This is a genomic window from Paenibacillus sp. J22P51 (assembly GCF_059692215.1).
Map to the genome: position 1 here is coordinate 31,677 of NZ_JCAUAZ010000004.1, position 24,026 is coordinate 55,702.

The 24,026-nt window shown below is 47.9% G+C and carries 15 protein-coding genes; 14 read left to right on the forward strand and 1 reads right to left on the reverse strand.

All coding sequences use genetic code 11. The annotated features are described in order from the left end of the window. Window positions 1-80 precede the first annotated feature (80 nt). The 7 genes from AC58QC_RS11110 to AC58QC_RS11140 all read left to right on the forward strand — a co-directional run bounded on the left by AC58QC_RS11110 (window position 81) and on the right by AC58QC_RS11140 (window position 12,869). Complete coding sequence (locus tag AC58QC_RS11110; protein ID WP_497415205.1) at window positions 81-5,825, forward strand: S-layer homology domain-containing protein; 5,745 nt, start codon at window positions 81-83, stop codon at window positions 5,823-5,825. A 62-nt stretch (window positions 5,826-5,887) separates the two neighbouring features. Continuing rightward, complete coding sequence (locus tag AC58QC_RS11115; protein ID WP_497415206.1) at window positions 5,888-6,775, forward strand: DUF4430 domain-containing protein; 888 nt, start codon at window positions 5,888-5,890, stop codon at window positions 6,773-6,775. After that, window positions 6,772-7,665 carry an energy-coupling factor transporter transmembrane component T gene (locus tag AC58QC_RS11120; RefSeq protein WP_497415207.1) on the forward strand — a complete coding sequence of 298 codons (894 nt, stop codon included), beginning with the start codon at window positions 6,772-6,774 and terminating at the stop codon, window positions 7,663-7,665. The genes AC58QC_RS11115 and AC58QC_RS11120 overlap by 4 nt, the downstream gene beginning before the upstream one ends. After that, a complete protein-coding gene (locus AC58QC_RS11125) occupies window positions 7,638-9,326 on the forward strand; it encodes an ABC transporter ATP-binding protein (RefSeq protein ID WP_497415208.1) in 1,689 nt (562 codons plus the stop codon). Before AC58QC_RS11120 ends, AC58QC_RS11125 begins: the two co-directional genes overlap by 28 nt. Further along, a complete protein-coding gene (locus AC58QC_RS11130; RefSeq protein ID WP_497415209.1) occupies window positions 9,293-10,021 on the forward strand; it encodes an ECF transporter S component in 729 nt (242 codons plus the stop codon). Before AC58QC_RS11125 ends, AC58QC_RS11130 begins: the two co-directional genes overlap by 34 nt. Before the next feature lie 589 nt (window positions 10,022-10,610). Continuing rightward, window positions 10,611-11,765, forward strand: coding sequence for a Gfo/Idh/MocA family protein (locus AC58QC_RS11135; RefSeq protein ID WP_497415210.1), 1,155 nt, complete (start codon window positions 10,611-10,613; stop codon window positions 11,763-11,765). A gap of 18 nt (window positions 11,766-11,783) precedes the next feature. Beyond that, on the forward strand, window positions 11,784-12,869 hold the full coding sequence (locus AC58QC_RS11140; RefSeq protein WP_497415211.1) for a Gfo/Idh/MocA family protein: 1,086 nt from the start codon (window positions 11,784-11,786) through the stop codon (window positions 12,867-12,869). Here AC58QC_RS11140 and AC58QC_RS11145 read toward each other — a convergent pair. After that, the gene (locus tag AC58QC_RS11145) at window positions 12,853-13,752 is read right to left on the reverse strand and encodes an AraC family transcriptional regulator (RefSeq protein WP_497415212.1); all 900 of its coding nucleotides are present in this window, start codon (window positions 13,750-13,752) and stop codon (window positions 12,853-12,855) included. The two genes, AC58QC_RS11140 and AC58QC_RS11145, sit on opposite strands and share 17 nt — an antisense overlap. Window positions 13,753-13,860: 108 nt before the next feature. On the opposite strand from AC58QC_RS11145, the gene AC58QC_RS11150 reads away from it, so the two are divergent. The 7 genes from AC58QC_RS11150 (at window position 13,861) to AC58QC_RS11180 (ending at window position 23,965) form a co-directional block, all read left to right on the forward strand. Beyond that, complete coding sequence (locus tag AC58QC_RS11150) at window positions 13,861-15,513, forward strand: DUF8769 domain-containing protein (RefSeq protein WP_497415213.1); 1,653 nt, start codon at window positions 13,861-13,863, stop codon at window positions 15,511-15,513. Between the two features lie 451 nt (window positions 15,514-15,964). Continuing rightward, complete coding sequence (locus AC58QC_RS11155) at window positions 15,965-16,834, forward strand: carbohydrate ABC transporter permease (protein WP_497415214.1); 870 nt, start codon at window positions 15,965-15,967, stop codon at window positions 16,832-16,834. A 32-nt stretch (window positions 16,835-16,866) separates the two neighbouring features. Continuing rightward, window positions 16,867-17,760 carry a carbohydrate ABC transporter permease gene (locus AC58QC_RS11160; RefSeq protein WP_497415215.1) on the forward strand — a complete coding sequence of 298 codons (894 nt, stop codon included), beginning with the start codon at window positions 16,867-16,869 and terminating at the stop codon, window positions 17,758-17,760. 27 nt (window positions 17,761-17,787) lie between these two features. Next, window positions 17,788-18,915, forward strand: a complete 1,128-nt coding sequence (locus AC58QC_RS11165) for an efflux RND transporter periplasmic adaptor subunit (protein ID WP_497415216.1) — start codon at window positions 17,788-17,790, stop codon at window positions 18,913-18,915. 18 nt (window positions 18,916-18,933) lie between these two features. Continuing rightward, window positions 18,934-20,337 carry an ABC transporter permease gene (locus tag AC58QC_RS11170; RefSeq protein ID WP_497415217.1) on the forward strand — a complete coding sequence of 468 codons (1,404 nt, stop codon included), beginning with the start codon at window positions 18,934-18,936 and terminating at the stop codon, window positions 20,335-20,337. Further along, window positions 20,318-21,760, forward strand: coding sequence for an ABC transporter substrate-binding protein (locus AC58QC_RS11175; RefSeq protein WP_497415218.1), 1,443 nt, complete (start codon window positions 20,318-20,320; stop codon window positions 21,758-21,760). Before AC58QC_RS11170 ends, AC58QC_RS11175 begins: the two co-directional genes overlap by 20 nt. Window positions 21,761-21,799: 39 nt before the next feature. Beyond that, window positions 21,800-23,965, forward strand: coding sequence for a hypothetical protein (locus AC58QC_RS11180; protein WP_497415219.1), 2,166 nt, complete (start codon window positions 21,800-21,802; stop codon window positions 23,963-23,965). The last annotated feature ends 61 nt before the right edge of the window (window positions 23,966-24,026 follow it).

Consider the following 24,026-nt stretch of genomic DNA (forward strand, 5'->3'; position numbering starts at 1 on the left):
GCCACCCCGCCTGAGGGTTGGTCTTTTTTTGTTTTGGCGTGCGACAAATCTTAGGGAAGTAAGGGAGAGAAGTGGAGAGAATGTTTACGAAGTTACAACGCAAAATGATGTCGTCTATTTTAGCTACGCTAATGGTATTATCTGTTTTATTTACTGCCATAGCACCAGCTAATCAAGTTTTCGCTGCGAGTGAAAATCCAGTTTCCGTTTCACTTCGAGTGGAGGGGCCGCAGGGTCTTATCAAAGAGGGAATAGCCGAGGGCTCAACTGCCTTAGAGGCTTTAGTGGCTCAGACAGATATCACCCCTATTGTCTCGAGTTCATCCTATGGTTCCTATGTGACCGCAATTAATGGGATACAAGCTGCATCATACGGTGGTTACGATGGATGGAACTATGCCATTAAACGTCAAGGTCAGTGGATTATTCCTGATGTAGGTATAGACCAGTATGCCTTGGAGAGCAATGATCAGGTAATTGTCTATTACGGTGATCTCAATACGCAACTATTGAAGTCGATCACCATTTCGTCAACCCCCGTTAGTGCGAACGCCCCCTTTTCCGTAACGGTAACGAAAACAACCTATGACTGGCTCAACACAGGGTTTATAGACTCTGCAGCTGAGGGGTTGAAGGTAAAAGTTGGTGCTGCCGAAAAGTTCACAAATGCTAGTGGTGTAGCTGTGTTTGACCAAGGTGTAGCCGCTGGAAATTATACCGTGGAAGTTACCAATTATCGTTCCGATGGTGCCCCTGGTGTTGTCAGAGGTACGCAGCCATTGATTGTGGAAGCTGAACCAAAGCCAGAGCCTACCCCCATAGGCCATGTAACGGCTTCTGTTGAGAAATTTACGATAGGACAGGGCTTTTATCAGGAACCCATCAATTTTCCCTTATACGAAGGTGATAATGGCGCAGCTGTAATCACTCGTGTATTGGGTGAAGGTAACTATCAAACCTATGGCAGTATTGAAGATTCCTTCTATTTATCTAAAGTTAAGGATAATACGACGGCTATACAGGTACCTACGTTTATTCAAGATCAAATCAACTTAAATAGCGATCATATTGGTTTAAAGCTGGACGATCACTGGCTCGGTGAATTTGACTATACGTCCATGTCAGGTTGGATGTATGTTGTTAATAATACAATGCCTGATGTGGGTGCGTCTCAGTATATCCCCCATGATGGAGATGTCTTTCGAATTGAGTTTTCCCTTTATGGGTGGGGAGCTGATCTTGGAGCCAACGAATGGCGCTATCTTCCAAACCCAGCGAATAAAGATGCTCTGCTTGCTAGAGTAGCAGGAATTAATAGCGATCCGAATAAAGTAACTATTTTGGCGGATAAAGCTGTTCGATTAGCGTATGATCACGCGTATACCGTGCTTTCAAATCTTGAGAGTACGCAAGCAAGTGTTGACAGCGCGCTCGCCAGCCTGAATAAGTCATTTGAAAAAGATGCGGAAAAGCCTAGCCTTACGGTATCAGGTATATCGAATAACCAAGAAGTATCTGAGGCGAATTTAAGTGTTGGTGTAGTTGTGACGGATAATACCCCTGAGGGTATTACATCGGAAGTGAAGTTGAACGGAACAGTCATTTCTAAAACAGACGGACTCTATGCGCTTGTGCTTAATTTGGGAGCCAACACGGTTGTTGTGAAAGCAACGGACTCATCCGGCAATACCAATGAGCAAACATTTGTCATTACTTATAAAATCGACATTAAAAAAGCAGCAAAAGATCACCTGAATAAAAGCCTAGCTTATCTATTACGAACGGTAGACAAACCTGCATTTGGCACGTTGGGTGGAGAATGGTCTGTCCTTTCCTTGGCAAGAGGTAACTACACGGTACCCGAGGGGTATTGCCAATCGTATTACAATAACGTAGTCACCGAAGTTACTCGCTTAATGACTTTAAATAATGGTGTACTGGATAAAACAAAGGGTACAGAGCATTCCAGAGCGATGCTAGGACTTGCTTCTATTGGCAAAGATCCAACAAAAGTGGGGAGCTATGACCTGACGTCTGCGCTCTCCGATTACGATTATGTTATTAAACAAGGGATAAATGGTCCCATCTTTGCACTATTAGCTTTTGATGCCAGGAATTATCAGATTCCTACTGTTGAGGCAGGGAAAAAACAAGCAACCAGAGCTAATCTGGTTGAATATCTGTTAAGCAAAGAAATAAAAAAGGGTACAGTTAACGCAGCGGGATGGGGGTTCGGGAGTACTGTCGATTACGATCTAACCTCGATGGCACTTCAGGCTCTTGCTCCCTATTATCAGACGCAACCTGATGTGAAAAGCGCTGGTGATCGGGCAGTTGCTTGGTTATCTAGCAAACAAGACAATGAAGGCGGCTTTGGATCAAGCAGCGAAAGCGTCGCACAAGTCGTTACGGCTTTAACAGCACTAGGCATCGATCCAAGTACCGATACCCGATTTATCAAGAGTGGCAAATCAGCCATAGATGGGTTGCTTTCTTTTGCAGGAGCAAATGGTGGATTTAAGCATCTTAGGACGGGCGGCGTAAATGCTCTTGCGACCGATCAAGGCACTTACGCGCTTGTGGCTTACGACCGATTCGTGAATGGTAGTAAACGACTTTATGATATGACGGATGTAATTGGAGATACACCTGCAACAGGTGAGACCGAAATCCAGTTGCCAAGCGGGAATCAGCCTAATATTAATATCCCATCGGATAATTTGGACTACATCATTCCTATCACCAATGCGGATGAAAACAAAGAGATAACTGTTGTCATTCCAAGTGATAACAATTCAAAGATTCTTGTTAATTTGCCTTCCGGAACTAACCTTCCGAAAATTGAAACGAGAAAAGGGAATATTTCTGTTGTTATTCCAAAGGGCGCACAAGTAACTAGCGGTGATCCATCGGCACTTGAACTAATTACATCTAATAATCCAGATGATTCTGGTTTAAAAGATAAAGTGAATACACTTGTTCAAAGCGGTAAAAAGCTTGATATGGTGAACCAAGCAATCACACTTGGCGGCAGTAATCGAATTGAGTTTAATCAGTTTATTACGTTAACCTTTGCTGGCATGAAAGGGAAAGAAGCAGCCTACATCCAGAATGGATCGCCAAGTACGATACAGAGATTTTCCGATGATCTAGCAGGCATTGCTAGCGGGTTAAATGAGTATGCCTACGATAGTGGTAATGATCTTATTGTTAAAACCAAGCATTTTACGGACTTTATTGCTTACACGTCTAGTGTGGTACAAACCCCAGGTGGTGGTATTACGCCTCCAACTTCCAATCGTGTAACATTATCTGTAGATGTACTAACCGTAAATAAAGGATATATCGTTCCGGAATTAAGTGTTGAGCTTCAAAGTGGGGATACGGTATGGAGTATACTCAAGAGAGTACTTGATGATCATGGAATTAATTATTTATACATGTGGAGTACCAAATGGAGCAGTGTTTATGTACAAGCCATTGCAGGATATAAAGAGATAGATACCGATGGATATGGTGTTGGAAGCGGCTGGATGTACAACGTAAATGGCACCTATCCTGACCATGGAGCTGATACATACTTCCCTAAGAATGGCGACTCTATCCAATGGCGTTATACAACAGATTATGGAGAAGATCTAGGACAAAAGATACCAACAGGGGCACTGCCAATTGGTCCAAACAATCCTAACGATAAAAAGCCAATCATCGATGTTCCAACGGATATCAAAGAAAATTACCCAGTAAACATTACAAAAGACATGAAAGACAAAGAATTAATTACCATTAACCTTCCTAAGGTGACCTCCAAAGTTATCCTTAATCTAGAAGACGTGAAAGACAGCATTCCTATGATTTCCGCTGTGAAAGGCGACATTTCACTTTCCATCGATAAGGGAACGATTCTAAAATCGGGGAATGCCAGTGTCGAGCTACTAACTGCACTGGATACGAAGGATACAACACTTCAGGATTTGGTGAAGAGTGGTTTAAGTGAAGAGACTGCGAAGCAACTCAAGCTAAATCAAGCTTTTGCAATGGGGAACCCGAACGAATCGGTTCTATTCGATAGACCAGTAACTATCGTGCTTACAGGTGCGAAAGGGCAGCAAGTTGGATTTATCGAAGGCAATACGTTTACGCCGATCGAGATTTATGCGACAGAGGCGGAAGGAACTGAGGCTACAAAGGGTAAGGAAAAAATCACGTATGCGTTTGTGAAAGATAATGATTTGATCATTAAAACAAATCATTTTACGAGCTTCGTTTCGTATACAAGTATCGAAGAAACAGCTGTGGCATTTGATTTAAATAAGCTGTACACAGACGCGGGCACGATCTCCCCTTGGGCTGTTGACGCAATCAGCGAGGCTACAAAGAAAGCTTATGTCGAGGGCAGCGATGGTAAATTTAGTCCTCAAACGACGGTGACAAGAGCTGAGTTCACCAAAATGCTGGTAGGCGTTCTTGGGCTAGATGTGCAAACGGATAAGACCATTAACTTTAAGGACGTTGCTCAAGGGGACTGGTTCTACCCTTACGTGAACGCTGCGTATAAAGCTGGCTTCATTACAGGAACGAGCGATGACCAGTTTAGTCCAAACGAGAAGCTGACACGTGAGCAAATGGCGGTCATTATTGTTCATGCACTCAACCTTCCAACAGCGGCACAGACGCCAACTATTGAAGATTTAGGGCAGGTATCGGCTTGGGCGAAAGCGGCTGTGCAAACGGTTATTTCCCAGGAACTGATGTCAGGTTGGAATAACCAGTTCCAACCGGCGGATCAAGTAACTAGGGAAATGGCAACGGTTGTTGCGATGAGAGCTTACCAGTATAAGCTTGATAACAAACCGGAAACGCAACAGCCAGATCTAGTCAAGAAAGCTGTGGTTGAGAAGCAAATGAACCAAACTGCTGCATTCCTGCAGCAAACGATAACGGATCCTGTGATTGCTTCAATCGGTGGAGATTGGACGGTATTAGGACTGGCGCGCTCTGGCGTTCCAGTTCCTGATGCCTATTATGCGAAATATTACGCGAATGTGGAAAAGATTTTGAAGGAAAAGTCGGGCAAACTGCACGCCGTGAAGTATACGGAGTATGACCGAGTCATCTTGGGATTAACCTCGATTGGCCGCAGCGTTGATCAAGTAGCTGGCTACAATCTAAGAGAATGGCTAGCCGATTACGATACGCTTATCAAGCAAGGAATCAATGGTCCTATCTTCGCCCTCATTGCGCTGGATAGCAAAGCCTATGACATCCCGATTGTTAATGGCGTTAAGAAACAGACAACCAGAGAGCTGCTGATCGATTTTATTTTGAAAAGGGAACTATCCGGTGGTGGATGGGCTCTAGGCGAGAACGCGGCAGAGTCCGATCCGGACATTACAGCGATGGCGATCCAAGGTCTAGCTCCTTATTATAAAACGAATCAGCAAGTTCAGGCGGCTGTAGATCGCGCACTGACTTGGTTATCCAAAGCTCAAAAGGCAGACGGCGGCTACGCGAGTTATGAAACCGCGAACGTAGAAAGCATTGCTCAGGTCGTAGTGGCGCTGACCAGCCTTGGGATCAATCCTCACACGGATGCGCGCTTTATCAAAAACGGCAGCTCGGTGATAGATGCCTTGTTAAGCTTCTCCTCCGGGAGCGGCGGTTTCTACCATGTAAAATCCGGCGGAGTCGATAATGGCGGAGGCAAACCAGGCGAAGTGGATCCTATGGCGACTGATCAAGCGATGTATGCACTTGTGGCGTACGACCGACTCATCAAAGGGAAAACTCGATTATACGATATGACGGATGTAAACGTAGAATAAGCAATGACGAGCAGGGGCATGTGAGTGCCCTTGCTTTGTTAGTTAAGGATGTGAATAATCGCATGTTAATGAATAAATGGCTGGCTGCTGTTGGGATTGTTGGGCTGTTGGCCATTGCGTTCTTCTGGGGCGGGGATAACCCGAAAAGCTCGATTGTGCCCGAGTTAAGTAGCTCCGAAGCTCAAGTAACGCCAGTGGCAATGCCAACGGTTGCTCCACAGGAAACAGCGTCTACTCAACCGATTCAAGAAGCGGTTAAGGATTCAGATGTCGACATTGCAGAGGCTGACAAGCCAAATGTAGAAGCAGGAACGAAGCCTAATTCGGCTGAGCCTAAACCAACAGAAGTCGCAAAGAAGCCAGCGGTTGAAAAGACTAGCCCTGAACCATCCGTTGACACTGCCAAGCCAACAGCGCTTCCCTCCCAAACACCAGAACCAACGAAGGATAAATTCCTAACCGAGCCTGTACCAGAGGGGAAACCGAAGCCTGTCGAGTGGCAGGATGTCACGATCAATAAGAAAAAGACGTTAACGGCTACGTTATCCGTGACTTGCAAGACGATTTTGAACCATATGAGCAGTTTCAATAAGGATAAGCTGGAAGTGCTGCCGGAGGGCGGCGTTATTTATAAGGCGCAAACGGTGACCTTTTTCGAGGGGGAATCGGTGTTCGATGTCCTGCTCAGAGAGATGAAGAAGAACAAAATCCATATGGAATTCGCAATGACGCCGATTTATAACAGTAATTATATCGAGGGTATTCACAATTTATATGAGTTTGACTGTGGAGAGCTAAGTGGCTGGATGTACAAAGTGAATGGTTGGTTTCCTAATTATGGGGCTAGTCGGTTTCTGTTAAAAGACGGCGATGTCATCGATTGGGTATATACCTGTGATTTAGGGCGCGATGTGGGCGGAGGTCCGGCTGGGGCAGGAGGGGAAAAATGAGGCGAGATGCTTTTTCGACGTTCCATCCCGTTGTTAATTTTGTGTATTTCATGGCGATGATCGTAGGCAGCATGGTGTTCATGCACCCGATATTTCAAGCGATTGCGCTCATCGGTGCAGCACTCTATTCCGTGACGTTAAAAGGGAAGAAAGCCGCCAAATTTAATGCGCTATATCTGATTCCGTTGCTCGTGCTAATGGCTGTGATGAATCCCGTTTTCAATCACGCGGGTGTGACGATTCTGTTCTATCTACACAATGGAAATCCCTTTACGCTTGAATCCATGCTGTATGGAATCGCTGCAGCTTGTATGTACGTGACGGTTATTGTGTGGTTCTCCTGCTACAACGCGGTGATGACCTCGGATAAATTTATTTATTTATTCGGCAAGATCATGCCTGCCCTGTCGCTGATTCTTTCTATGGTGCTTCGTTTTGTTCCTAGATATTTAGCGCAGTTAAGAATTATTTCCAATGCTCAGAAATGCATCGGCAGGGATGCTTCGCAAGGCAATATCGTGAATAGGGCTCGCAACGGGATTCGCATCCTTTCCATTATGACGACGTGGGCGCTGGAAAATGCGATTGAAACCGCCGACTCTATGAAGTCGAGGGGATATGGCTTGCCGGGCCGCACGAGCTTCTCGCTTTTTAGAATGGATCAGCGAGATATGTGGGTCAGTTTGATCATGGTTGGACTCATCTTCGTTGTAGGTGTAGGCGCTTGGAGGGGAGAGAATACGATCCGCTACTTCCCATCGATTCGTGTTCATGACATAACACCTATTAGTGTAGCCATGTATATAGCCTATGGCTCGTTATGCTTACTGCCTGTGTTCATTCAGATTGTGGAGGGGTTCAAATGGCGATTTATCACATCAAGGATCTAAGCTTTGCCTTTCCGCTTCAAGAAGCGAATGTCCTGTCTACGATCAATTTAACGATTCGCAGCGGGGAGTTCGTGACCATTTGCGGTAAATCAGGCTGTGGGAAGAGCACGCTGCTCAGACAGCTGAAGTCGGTGCTCACACCGCATGGCGCTCGAAGCGGGGAGATCTATTTTCGCAGGCAAGTGTTGAGAGAAGTAGACCAGCGCACACAGGCAGCGGACATTGGATTCGTGCTGCAAAGTCCAGATAATCAAATCGTAACGGATAAGGTGTGGCATGAGCTGGCTTTTGGGCTGGAGAGCCTAGGGTATGATCAGTCGACGATTCGACTGCGAGTAGCTGAAATGGCCAGCTTCTTCGGAATTCAGACGTGGTTTCACAAAAGCGTAAGCGAGCTTTCTGGCGGACAGAAGCAGCTGCTGAATTTAGCATCCATCATGGCGATGCATCCCTCGGTGCTCATTCTGGATGAGCCCACTTCCCAGCTTGATCCCATTGCTGCTGCGGATTTCCTGGAAACGATCAGCAAAATTAATCGAGAGCTAGGGACGACGATAATCATGACGGAGCATCGGTTAGAGGATGTTCTGCCGATCTCGGATCGGCTTATCGTATTGGATCAAGGGAGAGTCCTTGCTGACGATACGCCATCCAAGGTAGGAGATGTACTTCGTTCCCAGCAGCATCCGATGTTTGCGGCAATGCCTTCACCGATGCAAATCTATGCGGGTGTTGATGAGGGACCGGTGGAGCCAATTACGGTCAAGGAGGGTCGACAGTGGCTTAGTGCTTATATGACAGAGAAGATGGCTGCGTCTGTATTGGATCTTCCAACCAGTATCCCTGTCCGCCAAGGTCATCTTGCGATTCAATTCAAGGATGTGTGGTTCAGGCATGAACGAAATGGGCCTGATATCATCAAGGACCTTTCCTTAGAAGTGCGGGAAGGAGAGTTTTACTGCCTAGTCGGGGGGAACGGTACTGGGAAAACGACCACGTTGTCCCTTATCAACGGCATCCTGCAGCCGTATCGGGGGAAGGTGCTGATTGATGGCCATAACCCGGCCAAAATGAAGGCGAAGCAGCTTTTTGTCAATCGATTAGGTGTTCTGCCGCAGAATCCAGCGACTTTATTTGTGAAGAAGACGGTGGAGCTGGATTTGTACGAAATGCTCACAGATACTCCGTTCTCGCATGAAGAAAAGCGGCACAAAGTGGACGCTGTAGTCCAATTCGCGGAGCTTGAGCCGCTCCTAGCGATGCATCCTTATGACCTCAGCGGAGGTGAACAGCAGCGGGCAGCACTTGCCAAGGTGCTCCTCTTAGAGCCGAAAATCCTATTGCTCGATGAGCCAACGAAGGGTTTGGATGGTTTTTTCAAAGAGAAGCTAGGTGTATTTCTTAGAAAGCTGCATAGCGAGGGCGTAACCATCGTCATGGTTTCGCATGATATTGAATTTTGCGCCAAGTATGGCGAGGACTGTGCGATGTTTTTTGATGGCAGTATCATAACGTCGAAGCCTGCTCATATGTTTTTCGCGGGGAACAGCTTCTACACGACGGCAGCGAATCGGATGGCGCGCCATATATGGCGTGAGGCAGTTACGGTAGAGGATGTGGTAGATCTATGCAAGAGAAGCACAAAGTTAGTGGGCGTTTGAGTCGGCGAACGGTCTTCGCAGCACTGCTAATCCTCATCGTCATTCCTGCAACAATGATGCTTGGGATTTTCGTACTCGATGACCGCAAATATTACTTTATTAGCTTACTGATCGTGTTATATACGATGATCCCATTTGCGATGGTGTTTGAAAATCGCAAGCCACAGGCGAGGGAGCTTATCGTGATTGCGGTTTTGGCTGCGATTGCGGTGGCCGGGCGTGGAGCCTTCTTCATGCTGCCGCAGTTCAAACCAGTCGTTGCGATTGTGATTATTGCTGGCGTGTGCTTTGGCGCAGAAGCAGGCTTTCTCGTTGGAGCGACGGCAGGATTCGTGTCCAACTTCTTCTTTGGGCAAGGGCCGTGGACGCCGTGGCAAATGTTTTGTTTTGGCCTGATAGGCTTCGTGGCGGGCATCATGTTCAAGAAAGGACTGCTGAGGAAGACGAAGCTTTCTTTGTGTGTTTTTGGGGGACTAGCGACGCTGCTGATCTACGGAGGCATCATTAATTTGGGCTCATTGCTGATGGTCACGCCTAGCTTTTCTTGGGGGGCTTTGCTTGCGGTGTACATCTCTGGCTTCTGGTTCGATCTCGTGCATGCGATTGCGACGGTGTTTTTTCTGTTCGTGATTTCGGGTACGATGATTGAGAAACTGGAGCGGATTAAAGTCAAGTATGGACTGATAGACTCGTAGAGTAGACCGGAGTAAGGGGTTTGTCAAATAGAATGGAAACCCAGCTCCCCTGAGCTGGGTTTTTTATGTTAGGAAGTAGATATAACGAATATCCGAAGCGAAGAAGAAGGAGCGGGAGTTAGGTGCAGGAGTGGGGGGAGTAAGAGTAGGGACAGAGGGGATGAATCAGGAGCAGCTATAGTAGAAGTCGCGTTCAGTTGAGTAGCTGGCCTTTAACTAAATGGAAAAGCTACAGCTAATTTTGCCGTTTTTGAGGGAATCGAGTGAATAGATGGAAAAGGTACAGTTAATATGAGTCATATTAGCGATATGGAGGATTTTTGCGGCAATTACCTGTAGGAAATCCAGTTATTCTGGCTTTTGAGGGATAAACAGCAAAATTAGCTACATGAAATCCAGTTAAATTTGCTTAATAGCTTGGGGAGCGCCGATGGTGGTGTTCGTGTTTGCTTAGGTGGAGGTAGGAGTGGTGGATTTTACTTCAATAACTCAAACCGCAAAGTAGCGGTATTTTTTCACAAAATAGTGTCACATTTGTAACCGCATTCTTGGTATGCTTGGAGGAACAAATAGCAAGGAGATGACATGGATGCTGAAGGTAGCAATTATTGGTGCTGGCGCAATCTCGAAGGCGCATATTGAAGCGTATTTACAATTCCCGGAGCGTTGTACGATCGTCGCGATTAGTGATATTTATGAGGATAAAGCGCAGGAGCAAATTGACCATTTTCAGCTGAATGCTGCGAGAGCTGTGAAGGATTATAAAGAGCTGCTGCAAGAGGATATCGATCTTGTTTCCATCTGTACGCCGCCGTATACGCATGCTTCTCTTACGGTGGAGTTTCTCGAGGCAGGCGCGCATGTCATGGTGGAGAAGCCGATGGCATCTTCGCTCGAGGAATGCGACTTGATGAATGCGGCTGCGCAGCGGACGGGGAAACTTCTGTCTGTTGTGGCGCAGAACCGTTTCAAGACGCCGATGATGAAAATGAAGTCTGTGCTGGAAAGCGGCCTCATGGGCAAAATCGTCCACGTCCAAGTCGATTCTTTCTGGTGGCGTGGCCATTGCTACTACGATCTCTGGTGGCGCGGTACGTGGGAGAAGGAAGGCGGAGGCCCGACGCTGAACCATGCGGTGCATCATATCGATGCGCTGCTTTGGATGATGGGCAGCCCGACGGAGGTGCAAGCGTTCATGAGCAATGTGTCGCATGATAACGCAGAGGTTGAGGATCTCTCTATCGGGATGCTTCGCTTCGCCAATGGCTCATTAGGGCAAATCACGAGCTCGGTCGTCCATCATGGCGAGGAGCAGCAGTTGATTTTCCAAGGTGCGAAGGCACGTGTATCTGCACCATGGAAGGTGAAGGCGTCGAACTCGACGTCCAACGGTTTCCCAGAGCCGAACCAGGAGCTGGAGAAAGAGCTTGAAGCTTTTTATACGGCGTTGCCAGAAGTGAAGTATGAAGGACATGTCGGTCAAATCGACAATGTGTTAACCGCGATTGAAACTGGCGCTTCCGTGCTGATCGATGGGATTAGCGGCCGTCAAACTTTGGAGCTCATCACGGGGATTTACAAATCAGCGAGCACAGGCGAGCTTGTGAAATTCCCACTTGGCGCAGAAGATGCGTTCTATACGAGAAGCGGCGTGCAGGCGAATGCGACCCATTTTTATGAGAAGAACACATCCATCGAAAATTTCGCACCACAGACGATTACAACGGGAAGTTCATTTAAATAACAATAGAGGAGACTGACGATGACGCAAAAAAGTGATGGTATGAATTACGCTCCACAAGGGAACTTTCAAACGGTATGTCAACCAGGGGAGTTTATTTTCGCAGCGGCTGCATTGGATCATGGGCACATTTATGGGATGTGCAATGGGCTGCGGGAAGCTGGCGGGGAATTGAAATGGGTGTATGATCCGGATCCAGCCAAAGTGGACAAATTTGTGAGCAAATACCCTGGGGTACGTGTGGCAAGCTCGTTGGAAGAGATTTTGAAGGATGCAGAAGTGAAGCTTGTTGCGGCTGCGGCGATCCCTTGCGATCGTGGTCCTCTCGGACTACGAGTGATGGATAGCGGGAAAGATTATTTCACAGATAAGGCCCCATTCACAACGCTTGAGCAGTTAGAAGCAGCTCGTGCGAAGGTAGCCGAGACAGGACAGAAATATGCGGTCTATTACAGCGAGCGTCTGCACGTGGAAAGCGCCATTTATGCGGGGCAATTAATCGAACAAGGTGCAATCGGTCGCGTCCATCAAGTCATTGGATTAGGCCCACATCGAATTAGTTTGTCGAGCAGACCGGATTGGTTTTTTGAGAAGGAGAAATTCGGTGGTATTCTGTGCGATATCGGGAGTCATCAGATCGAGCAGTTCCTGTATTTTACGGGGGCAAAGGACGCGAAGGTTGTGCACAGTAAAGTAGCGAACTACAATTACCCGCAGTATCCGAGTTTTGAGGATTTCGGGGACGCTACTTTGGTTGGTGACAATGGCGCAACCGGCTATTTCCGAGTGGATTGGATGACGCCGGACGGCTTAAGTACATGGGGCGACGGCCGAATGACGATTCTGGGGAGCGAAGGGTACATTGAGCTTCGCAAATATGTCGATATCGCCAGAGAGCAGACGAGTAATCATGTGTACCTCGTGAACAAGGATGGGGAGCAGCATTTCGCCGTCAGTGGCCAAGTCGGTTACCCTTACTTCGGTCAGTTGATCTTGGACTGCTTGAACCGTACCGAAGTAGCGATGACACAGGAGCATACATTTAAAGCGGCAGAGCTATGCCTCATTGCACAGCGCGATGCGATGATCATTACGACAGCCGGGTAATGGCTGCGTTAGGCCGCTTCTGCCATTGCTTGCGATACTGGTGCGGCGTCACGCCGATCTGGCTTTTGAACATTTTGCAAAAGTACGAGCAATTCGTCACACCAATCGCCTCACCGATGCGAGCCACAGTCTGATCCGTCGACGTCAGCAGTTTCACAGCTTGCTGCAATCTTCTAGCTGTTACATAGTCGGAAATGCTGGTGCCAGTGCACTCTGTGAACAGATGGGACAAGTGGTACGGAGAAAGATGCAGCTCAGCGGACATCGTCTCCAAGCGCAGTGGTTCAGTGTAATGTTCCTCCAGCCAGCTGAGAATACGTTCGGCTTGATGGGATTTGCGTGTGGGGCCTGAGCGAATCTGACCTTCGCGCTGTTCCCATAGCGGCATGAAGCTACGGAAGAAAGCGACTAGAAAGAGGGAGTACTCTTCCAGCTCATCTTGCTTGCCTAAGGAAGGCAGCTTCATCTGTAAGTTTTGGAAAAGAGGGTGAAACTGCTCTGTCTCACCTAGCTCGTAAAGACATGGAGCTTGCAGCTTGCTTGTATGCATATGCTTGAAAAAAGCCAATAATCTCGGCCAATGCTCGAAGTAAGCTTCATATAGGGATGGCTCAAAATGAACAATAGAGCGCACGAATGGCGTCTCGGGGTCCATCTGAATATGGTGCAGCTGATAAGGCTGAAACACACATAGCATACCGGAAGTCACTTCATAGCTCTTCTGATCAACAATGAGTGTGCCATGTCCCTCGTGAACGATCAAGATTTCAATGCCTTGATGGGCGTGGAACGTACCCTGAAACTGTTCGGTTCCGATGGTTTTTCGCTGATAGGCAAAATAGAGCGGGATAACGTTCAAGCCGATGTTTTGAACATAGGACATCAGAGTCACTTCCTCTCCAAGACGTGGGATTCAAGGCGCTTGATACAGCCAAAGTATACAGGAATGAAGCTTGAATCGGCAAGGTATAGTAGAGGAGTTGGGAGAAGGATGGAACCGATCCAATTGAGAGAGGAACAGGCTTATTTATTGCGGCATTATTTAAAAGGGTGTGACGCACGCTATGATGGGGAAGCAAAATTGCTTCGTAATCTAGCCCAAAGATATGACACTCGCGCAAGTTCGCATTATGCATTCGGACTTCTGCTGAGGGATCAACCAGGTGATGTGGAGCGGGCAAGTGACCTCATTAGCAGTGTTATTCGCCTACAATTGGATGCGCCAGAGGAGATTTATCACGGTACCTTCCGTCGCTCAGACATGGACCTGGATCCGCCGAAAGGGAATTATCCTTGGCAGCAGATGGATACGCCGGGCTTCGCGTTTTTCCTGGAGGAGACGTTGACACGAATTGGCGCTGAGCTGGAGAAGGCGATGGGGCAAGGGACTGGCGTTCAAACACATTACCGGAGTGCGGTGGATCGCGTGCTTCCTCGGGTGTGGGCAAGTTATGATCCGAATTGGCGCGAGTTCATTGGTTGTTCGTTCGGGGCGATTCTGGAGCTGTTCGAGGAGAAGCTGTCTCCAGAGCTTGCAGCACAGATGGATGAGGCGATGGAAAAAACGGTGAGTGCTTCGATTGCTCGGCGCTCGTCCGATGCGATTCCGATGAATACGAACATTGAGCTGATGCATATCTTCATCGTAGACTTCTTCGGGCATCGCTTTGGGCATTCAGATTGGACCCAGCATGCGCAAAAGGAAATCCTCAAATTTCAGGCGCATTTTAGTGAATTTAACTCTTTTGCAGAGTTTAATTCAGCGACCTATTATGCGGTGGATTTGACGGCGTTGGGCTTGTGGCATGCCTTCGGTAAATCGGCGGCTATTCATGAAGTCGGCAACCAAGTACTACAAGGTTTATGGGAGAATATTGCGCTATTTTATAACCCGAATCTCGCAAATCTATCAGGTCCATATACACGCGCTTATGAAATGGAAATGCTGCATCACAGCTCGTTAGGCGCACATATTTTTCTAGTTTTAGGGCAAGGGTATGAACATTTTGTTGAAAATGGCGATGATGAGGAGCTTGATCCGCTGTTGATTTATCTAGGTGGAAGAGCGCCTAGTCATGTGCAAACAAGGCTTGTTAAGCATAGTGAATCGAGACAAGTGACGAAGCTATTCCGCGAGCTATGTGAGCGAAATAAGCCTGGAGAGAATACGCCTCTCTGTACGGCTACAGCTTGGATTGATGAGAGCTACATGATGGGCGGCCTGTCGGGGAGTGAGAACACGAGTGGTCAGCTTCATCCAGCTACAATTCATTGGCATGGAGGAAACGACGAGGTGTACTCGGTACGGCTTGTGCGCCGTGAGGTGGGCGGTCACTGGAGTAAGCATATGCGAGGAATCAGGTACAATGCTCAGGCAGATCAGGATGGACTGCGAATTGATGTGCATTTTACGGCGGAGCAGCCGATTGAATTGGTATTCGAGTTCAGAGGGTCTGGGCTGGATGCAGCAGGTTTAACACCATCTTTGTGGAAACAACCAGGCATTGTGCTTGCTGTAGAAGCAGTAGCGCCGGAGCCGTCCATCGCCACGCGCGAGGGGTATTTGGAGCTCGTTTATTTATTTGTGCCTGGTGAAGCTGATCGGATGCACTTTACGATTCGCCATGGCGGGTCGGCATCGTGATGTCTGCTGGAGTGGAGTTGCAGTTGCAGGAGCGGGTTGTTAATGGGGTTAAAGATTAATCGTGATAACGATCACCTTGGGTAGAAGACCCAGGGTGGTCAGATCCAGAAAGAGAAACGGAACGACGTTCCGCTATTTCGCGATATTTGGGAATTTCGGCGTGCTAACGGAACGTAGTTCCTCTATTTACGCGAAATTAGGGGATTTAGGCCATGAATCGTCCGAATAGCGGAACCACGTTCCGTAACTTTGCGATTATGCGCTCTTTCCGGCAAATAGCGGAACTAGGTTCCGCAACTTAACGCGGCGTGAAATACAGCGAACCAGAGCGGGGCAACTATGTATCGAGAGCAAGAAGTCCAAGACGAAAAGTCTTGGGCTTTTTTACGTTCTAATCCATTTCTAATTTAGGAATGAGAGAATGTGTTCTGTGGGAGGGAGGAACGCATTTGTGCTGAGATGGTTACGCAACAACGAAGGTCTTACAGCACTTCTATTTCTATTGCCAAGCCTGGCAGGATTTGCAGTGTTTTTCTTGATACCTTTTGGGATGGGGTTTTATTATTCACTCATGGACAGCCCTGTGAATGGCTCTTTTGTGGGGATAGCGAATTATCGCGAGCTGCTGGGAAATCCCATTTTTCGGCGGGCAGCCGTGAATACAAGTCTTTTTATGGCCATATGTGTGCCGCTGAATATGCTGGTTGCGCTGGGGCTGGCTATGCTGCTTAATAGGAAGCTGCCTTTTCGCCAAACGTTCCGGATCTCTTTCTTGAGCCCTCTTGTTGTACCGGTGGCTTCCGTGGTGCTGGTTTGGAATGCACTATTCGATCTGCACGGGACGATTAACGCATGGCTTGCGAGCTGGGGGATACGTCCACACGACTGGATGGAAAGCGGAGCCTCCTTGTATGTGCTGATCATTGTCTACCTGTGGAAAAACATCGGCTACAATATGATCCTCTTCCTAGCGGGCCTTCAGAATATCCCAAGCGATTATTATGAGGCGGCGTCGATGGATGGAGCTGGCAAATTTCGGCAGTGGCGATCTATTACGCTTGTTTATTTGACGCCGACGGCTTTCTTCGTTTTCATCATGTCGATTATTAATTCCTTCAAAATGTTTCGAGAGACTTACTTAATTGCCGGAAACTACCCGGCTGAAAGTATTTATATGTTGCAGCATTATATGAACAACATGTTCAAATCACTGGATTATCAGAAGTTAACCTCATCTGCTTTTCTAATGGCTCTAGTGATCGTACTACTCGTCTTGACGCTATTCGTGGTGGAGAGGCGTATCAGCAAATCAATCGGATAACGGAGGATTGGTGCTGGAAAGGAGAACCATGCATGCAAGAAAGCCACATAAAGCCGCTTGCCGTTCGTATGGGACGCAAGACATCGCGATTCGTGCTCATAACCGTGCTCATCGTGCTGATGGCGGGATTTCTTTTCCCGATGGCGCTGACAATTGCGAACTCGTTCATGGCGGAAACAGAGATTACGAGCAACTACGCTGCTCTTTCGGGAGATACGGATGATGGCCAATTCGTCACCATGAAATGGATACCTGATCGTGTAACCTTATCCCAATTCTACGCAGTACTGGTTGGAAGGCCGCAGTTTCTATTCATGTTCTGGAACTCGGTGAAAATGACAGTGCCGATCATCGCGGGTCAACTTGTTGTGGCTTCGTTAGCTGCGTATGCCTTCGCCCATTTGCGTTTTCGCTTTCGCGAGCCGCTCTTCTTCCTATACATTGTCACGATGCTAATGCCCTTTCAGGTAACGCTTGTGCCAAACTTTATTGTCGCGGAAAAGCTTGGGCTGCTGGGTTCGTATGGGGCGATTATCTACCCCGGCATCTTCAGCGCCTTTGGCGTTTTCCTGCTGCGGCAGTTCATGATGGTCGTGCCTAGCAGCTATATCGAAGCAGCGCGTGTGGATGGGGCGAGCCACTTCTACATATGGACAAGAATTGTTCTGCCGATGTGCGGCACAGGCGTTGCGGCACTATCGATCCTTGTCTTCATTGATAATTGGAATATGGTGGAGCAGCCGCTGATCTTCCTAAATGATGCGATCAAACAGCCGTTATCTGTGTACTTAGCCGTTATTGGTGAAGAGGAGCGAGGCATTGCCTTCGCTGCTTCGGTGGTGTATATGCTGCCACCGCTCCTAGTTGCTTTGTATGCGGAGAAGTATTTGGTCGAAGGCATCCAGTTGTCTGGTATTAAAGGTTAGAGGGATCACACATAGGAGGAACTTTGTATGGATGCATTAATGGCCGCTGCCGACGGCGAACGCGCCAAGAAGAAAGGAATCAGAAAAGCCATCTTTGCTTTCATATTTGCCATGGTGGCATTGACGTTTTTCTCTAATACCCTGCTAGGTATATCGCTTGCTGAGGTGACCGTAGAGAAGGCATCGGCAGGGACCTTGTCACATGAGGTGACAGGCTCTGGAACCGTGGAGTCGGCAGAAACCGCAGATGTCTATGTGGAGACCAATTGGGTCGCAAGCGAGGTAGAAGTGAAGGTTGGGGATAAGGTGGAGACTGGCCAAGAGTTGGTGGTTTTTAAAACAAGAGATACGGAAGATTCGCTGAAAGACAATCAGGCGCGATACGCCCAGAAGCAGTTGAGCATGGAAAAGCTCCAGGAAAACTATCAGGAAACCTTCCGCAGCAATGACGAGAAGCAAATGCGCAGCATGGCCCGCGATATCGAGAGTATGCAGTTGGATATGCAAATCTTGGAGCGGCAAATCGCCAATCAAAAGCGTCAGCTTGCCGAATCCTCTCGGTTGATTGCACCTGTCAGTGGGATTGTGACGGCAGTCAATGCCGTGAAGGGGGCACCTGTTCCTAGCGGGAAAGCTGCAGTGAGCATCGCGGACTTGTCCAAGGGTCAGCAGATGAAGACAACCATTGACGATGCCAAAGCGCCTTATGTCGCGGTGGGGGATAAAACAGAGCTTATTTTTGCCACGCTCAATAATGCCAGGATTCCAGCGCAAATCACCGATATTCGGGATGCGGTGAGTGCTTCCGGTCAGTCTGGACAAAAGGGGAAGGAAATTACCTTCACGCTGAAGGACGATCGATTGAAAGGCGGGGAAGCCGGCGAATTCGATATTGTTAAAAGAACAGTCTCGTTCCGCTCACTCCTGCCTAACGATGCTGTGCGGGAAGATGATCAAGGGACTTACCTGCTGCTTCTCAAAGAGAAGAAAGGTCCGCTAGGTACGGAATACGTTGCACAACGGGCGAATGTCCAGATCGGAGACGCGGATGATACGAAAACATCCATCGAGAATGGCATTACGCCACTCGATAAAGTGATCATCTCTAGCTCGAAATCGATTGGGGATGGCGACCAAGTCCGAGCGGATCAATAAATGAGAGGAGAGCAGGATATGCAGCGTTCCCGATTGGCCGCGTGGATGGTATTTGCTGGTGTGGTGTTGCTTTTGGCAAGCAGCGGGTTAGTCGCTTCCGTTGTTAGCGAATGGGAGCAGACAAACGGCGCTTATGGGATGCAGCAGCTAACGGTGAACGTGGATCCATCGGCTGCGCGAGCAAGCCCAGCAGGCTTGTCCTTGGAGGATGCTGAGCAGTTGACGAAAAAGTGGGCACCGCTGCCCGTCGCCTATACAGCGAGAGAGCAAACTCGAGCGGTATATGGCGCTGCGAAGCTGAATACCGATGTGTTCGGTGTAAACGAAACCTATATGGCTTTTAATGAATTCAAGCTGAAGGCAGGTACTTCGTTCGCGCAAAGCTCAGTGAATGAACACAGTAGAGTAGCCTTAGTGAGCGCTACGGTTGCTCAGCAGCTATTTCGTGCCAATCAAGTCATCGGTAAAACGATTGATTTGTTCGGCATTACTTTTACAGTCATTGGTGTGTTTGAGGATGAAGGCTCTCTGCTTCGGCAGATGTCCGACGATGGCAGCCCGAATGTGCTGATTCCCGTCACGACCCTGTTCGATGCCCAGAAAGATGCGAGCATTGGGACTGTTCAAATGGCAGGTAAGCCTAGCGCAATTGCCGGTGGAGAAAGTCAAGTGAACGAAGCGCTTAGAGCAATTGGCCAGAATCCTTCGCAATTCCACATGTTAAACCATGAGCTTGCACATACCCGAATGGCGCAATGGCGCTGGATTCAATTGTTTGTATGCGGCATGATCGCGATCTACTTGCTAGTGCGGTTGATGATGCGTCAATTCTCAGCTATACAAGCTGTTCTAAGAAGCAGATTGGCTAGAGATAATTGGACCGATGCATTAGTTCACGAGCGTACTCCATTGCTGATTAGTACACTGGCAGTGCTCGGTATGACGGCCTGTATCATTGCCCTCTGGACGGGCATCCGGTTTCACCTCTACATTCCGCTGGAATGGGTGCCGGAGCAAATCATTGATGTTTCATTTTATATGGAAAAGCTGCGAAGCCTATGGCAGCAAGAAGCGTCACAGATGGGATACGTTCCATCACCACAGGAGCTGTTGACGGACGCCGCTTCTCGGCTTACTGGCAGGTTGTTTATCGTGGGCATGCTGTTCGGTTTGCCGCTGTTCTTGCTTGGCATTCGGTTATGGGTGTTGGGACGAGAACCCGTGTATGCCCAACTGCAACGTGTGTTCATCTACGTGCCGATTGCAGCAGTTATTGTTTTCGCCATTGCCCAATGGGCGGGGTTGTCTTACCAGATCGAGCCGCTTGACTATGCGGTACAAGGTGCGCTATGCACCGTTGCTATTATTCAATTTAAACCATTTGAAGGAGTGAAATTTACTCATGCGCAAAATCACAGTTAAACAATCGGTCATTGCTTGTTCGCTCGTTTCTATCTTATCCCTTACGGCTTGTTCATCTAATACGACTACGACGGGTGACGCTGTAAGTACGACAACACCTGCTTCGGGTAACAAAACGGTCACTCTGTCTGTTATGACATCCGACCGCTTTCTCGAGCTAGCCAAACAGAAATACGAGGCCCTGCATCCAGATACCAAAATCAACATCAAAGAGTATGCGGCAGCACCTCAAACAGCGACAGATGTGAAAGGGCAAGGGCAAGGGCAAGGGCAGCAGATGATGATCATGCAGAAGCCGGACCCGAAAAACATGGAGAAATACGCCAGTTTGGTGGGAGCAGAGCTCATGAGCGGCAAAGCTTCGGATATCATCGTGACGAGCGGACTTCCCTATCAGAAATATGCGGACAAGAAGCTGCTAGAGAATATCAGTGACCTGATGAGTAAAGATGCTTCGTTCAAAAAGGATGACTATTACGCAGGTATTTTAGATGCCATGAAATATAACGATGCTCTATACACCATGCCTATCAAAGTGGGGTTGAATATGTGGATGGGCAATCAAGCCTTACTAAGTGATCAGCAGATCGATGACAGCAAGTGGACTTGGGCAGATTTTAAGAAAAAAGCCAGTGCTATGGTCTCTGATAAAAATAATGACGGTAAACCAGACACGTATCCATTGGGTAAAATTGAGCCTGACCAGTTGATTACGTCCATGCTGAACAGCAGCTTCTCTAAATTTGCCGATGTGGGCGCAAAGAAAGCGAAGTTCGATTCACCAGATTTCATTAACATGCTGAAGCTGGCCAAATCCATGTATGACGACAAGTTGATTCTCACGGACAACTCGGATCCTAACAATGTTGTTTTCCAGCCTAAAAGGAACGTACTGATGTACTTGGATATGTATACGATGCCGAAAATGAATTTCGATGGCAAGGGGGGGTACTATAATCTGCCTTCCGAGAACGAAGCCAAAGGAACGCAGTTCACATCGTCGTTGCCACTCGCGATTAATAGCAAGTCAGCCAACAAGAAGGAAGCTTGGGAATTCGTGAAGTATTTGCTGTCCGATGAGATGCAATCAGCTAGGGAGTTGACGGGGATTGCGGTTAACAAGAACGGAGCTAAGGCGCAAATCGACTTCTTGAAAGCATTGGGTACAGGCGGCAAAGGCGGCGCTGGTAAAAGCATGAAGCTCATGATTAATGGTAAGGCGATGGCTGTGGAGCCAGCTACAGAGCAGGATGTCACCGCTATGGAGAAGGTGCTGAACAACGTTAGTGTTTACGCGGAAAGTGATATGAAAATCACGACGATCGTCGCAGAAGAGACTGCCTCATTCTTCCAAGGTCAGAAGTCGGCTGAGGAAGTCGCGAAGGTCATTCAAAACAAGGTTAGCACGTATTTACAGGAGTAATTCATTTAGTACCCATCATCCAAGGAGGATGTACTCATCATGACGATTCGTCACCATCAAATGTTGTATTTGCTTCTGTTCTTCCTCCTAGGCAGCGCAGCTTCCCCCGTTTCGGCCTCGGCCGATGCTGGGGTTGCTTCGTCTTCTTCCGGGGAGCCTGCAGAGGAGCGTGTAGTAGGCTCTACATCACTAGGGAAGGCCTCAATTGGCGAGGCGAGCTACATGGAAGTAAAAGACCTCATGCTGCTGCCTGGCGATCAGGACGGGATGGTCACCTTCACAGTAAATGTCCATAACGGCGGTGTGAGCGAACTGTCTTTTAAGAATTATTGGGTGCGTCTGCAGTCCCAGGCTGGCAGTTCCTTTACAGTCAACCAGTTAGCGCAGAGCGGCGATACGAACCGGATCGCACCAGGTACTAGCGAAACGTATAGCTTCTATGCAAAAGTGAACGCTGCAACCGAGCTTCAGGACCTCGTCATTAAGCTCGTTCAGCTGGATTTCTCGGTGTCTGGCTTTGAGCGAGTGGTGGGTCAGATGTCACCTTCGGAGGATTATAGTGTGTTGACGCCAGTGGGAGCGAAACGTTCGGTTCGTATCGAAGGTACGCCATTCTACGCGAACATCCAACGTACTTCCATTAGTAGAAATGACGATTTCTATTTGCCGTCGATTTATTTCGAAATTGAAAATAAGGGGACAGGCAGCATCAAGCTGCCAGATCTGAGCTATTTCATTCGCACCGCCCAAGGGCACATGTATCCGCTGCAAGCGACTAAATTGGTTAAAGGTACAGAGCTGCAACCTTTGGCTGAAAAAGAAGGGCTCCTCAGCGGGTCTATTCCTAGGGAAGCGGGAGCGGAGGGTTGGCAGCTTGTCATTACAGAGACGACGAGTGGAAGTGATGGTAAAAGCAGCATCCAGCTGCCGGTCGCTTTTTTCGAAGTGCCGGAAGCTATGGAAGTTGAGGTTTCGCTGGGAAACGACTACGAATTCTCCAATAAGTCAGGTACCTATACCGCACGTTTGAAATCCTTGCAGCGATTGCCCTGGGAGGATCAAGACATTTTGGCAGCGAACATCACGTTAACGAATAATGGGAGTCAGGCGCTGCCTATTCCGGATCTGAAAGGTTTTTTTGAACTTGATGATGCTGTTACTGTCGAGGCAAGCTTAATTCGGATAGACCGTGTCATTAGCCTTCAGCCAGGCAAAGAGATCAATCTACAGCTAGCGGGAAAAATACCGTATACGAGCGATTTTAAGGACTTGAATCTCGTTTTACAAGAAAAGGCTTCGGACAACCAGGTGAGTGATTTGCTCACGTTTCATCATAATAAAGAGCTTATGGGGATGAAGGTGATTCCCGCCAATGAGACAAGAAAGCTTGCTGATATTGGGCAAAGCGCTGCTTATTCTGTGCGTTCTACCCAAACGTTCCAAGGAGAAGGTGCCGATTTATTTACGGTTCAGTTGAGTGTCGAAAACCTGGAGAAACGGTTCACGGATCTGCGGAAGCAGGTTGCGCAATTTAAGGCGGAAGACGGTACGGTTTTCCCGGCCCAGATGACCGAGATGACCAACAAGGTGATTCCCGGGGGCAAAGCTCTCATCTATATCTACGCAACGATCCCGAAGGGGTATAAAACGGGAGCGCTGCAGCTTATTCTAGGCGATGCCGTAACCTTCCAAGGCGCAGTATCGGATAAAGGAGGAACCACTGATGACGAGGCGGGTTACGTTAACGCCGCTATTTTTCAATTGCCAACTGAGATCGAAGAGCCGCTCAATGGCTTCGCTGAGCTGGACGTCTACCCTTACACGATTACGTTAAGCCATATCGGGACACAGATTAATTTTGCACAAGGAACCGTCATGCTTGATTTCGATTATGATTTGAAAAGAGACACACTGGTGGAAGCAAATATGAAGGATCATTCGTTGATTGTTGAGCTGAGAGACGAATTGAGTGAGAGTGGGAAAGAAATTATCGTGAGCCAAACGTATGAGTTGGATGGGACCGATCCGAACAAATCACTTCAAGTGGGCTTCCACGACGCGACGATTACGTACACGAATAAAGATAAAATTTATCAAATCGGTGATATGAAAACGTATCAATTGAACGTCTACCACCAATTTCAAAATGGACAGAAAAAATTAATCGCAACCAAAGAGCTGGATTGGTTCATATTTACAGACTAGCCTAAGCTTCTTTTAAGCTAGCGTTCATCTCATCCCTTTATACTGAAGCCAATAGAGTGGT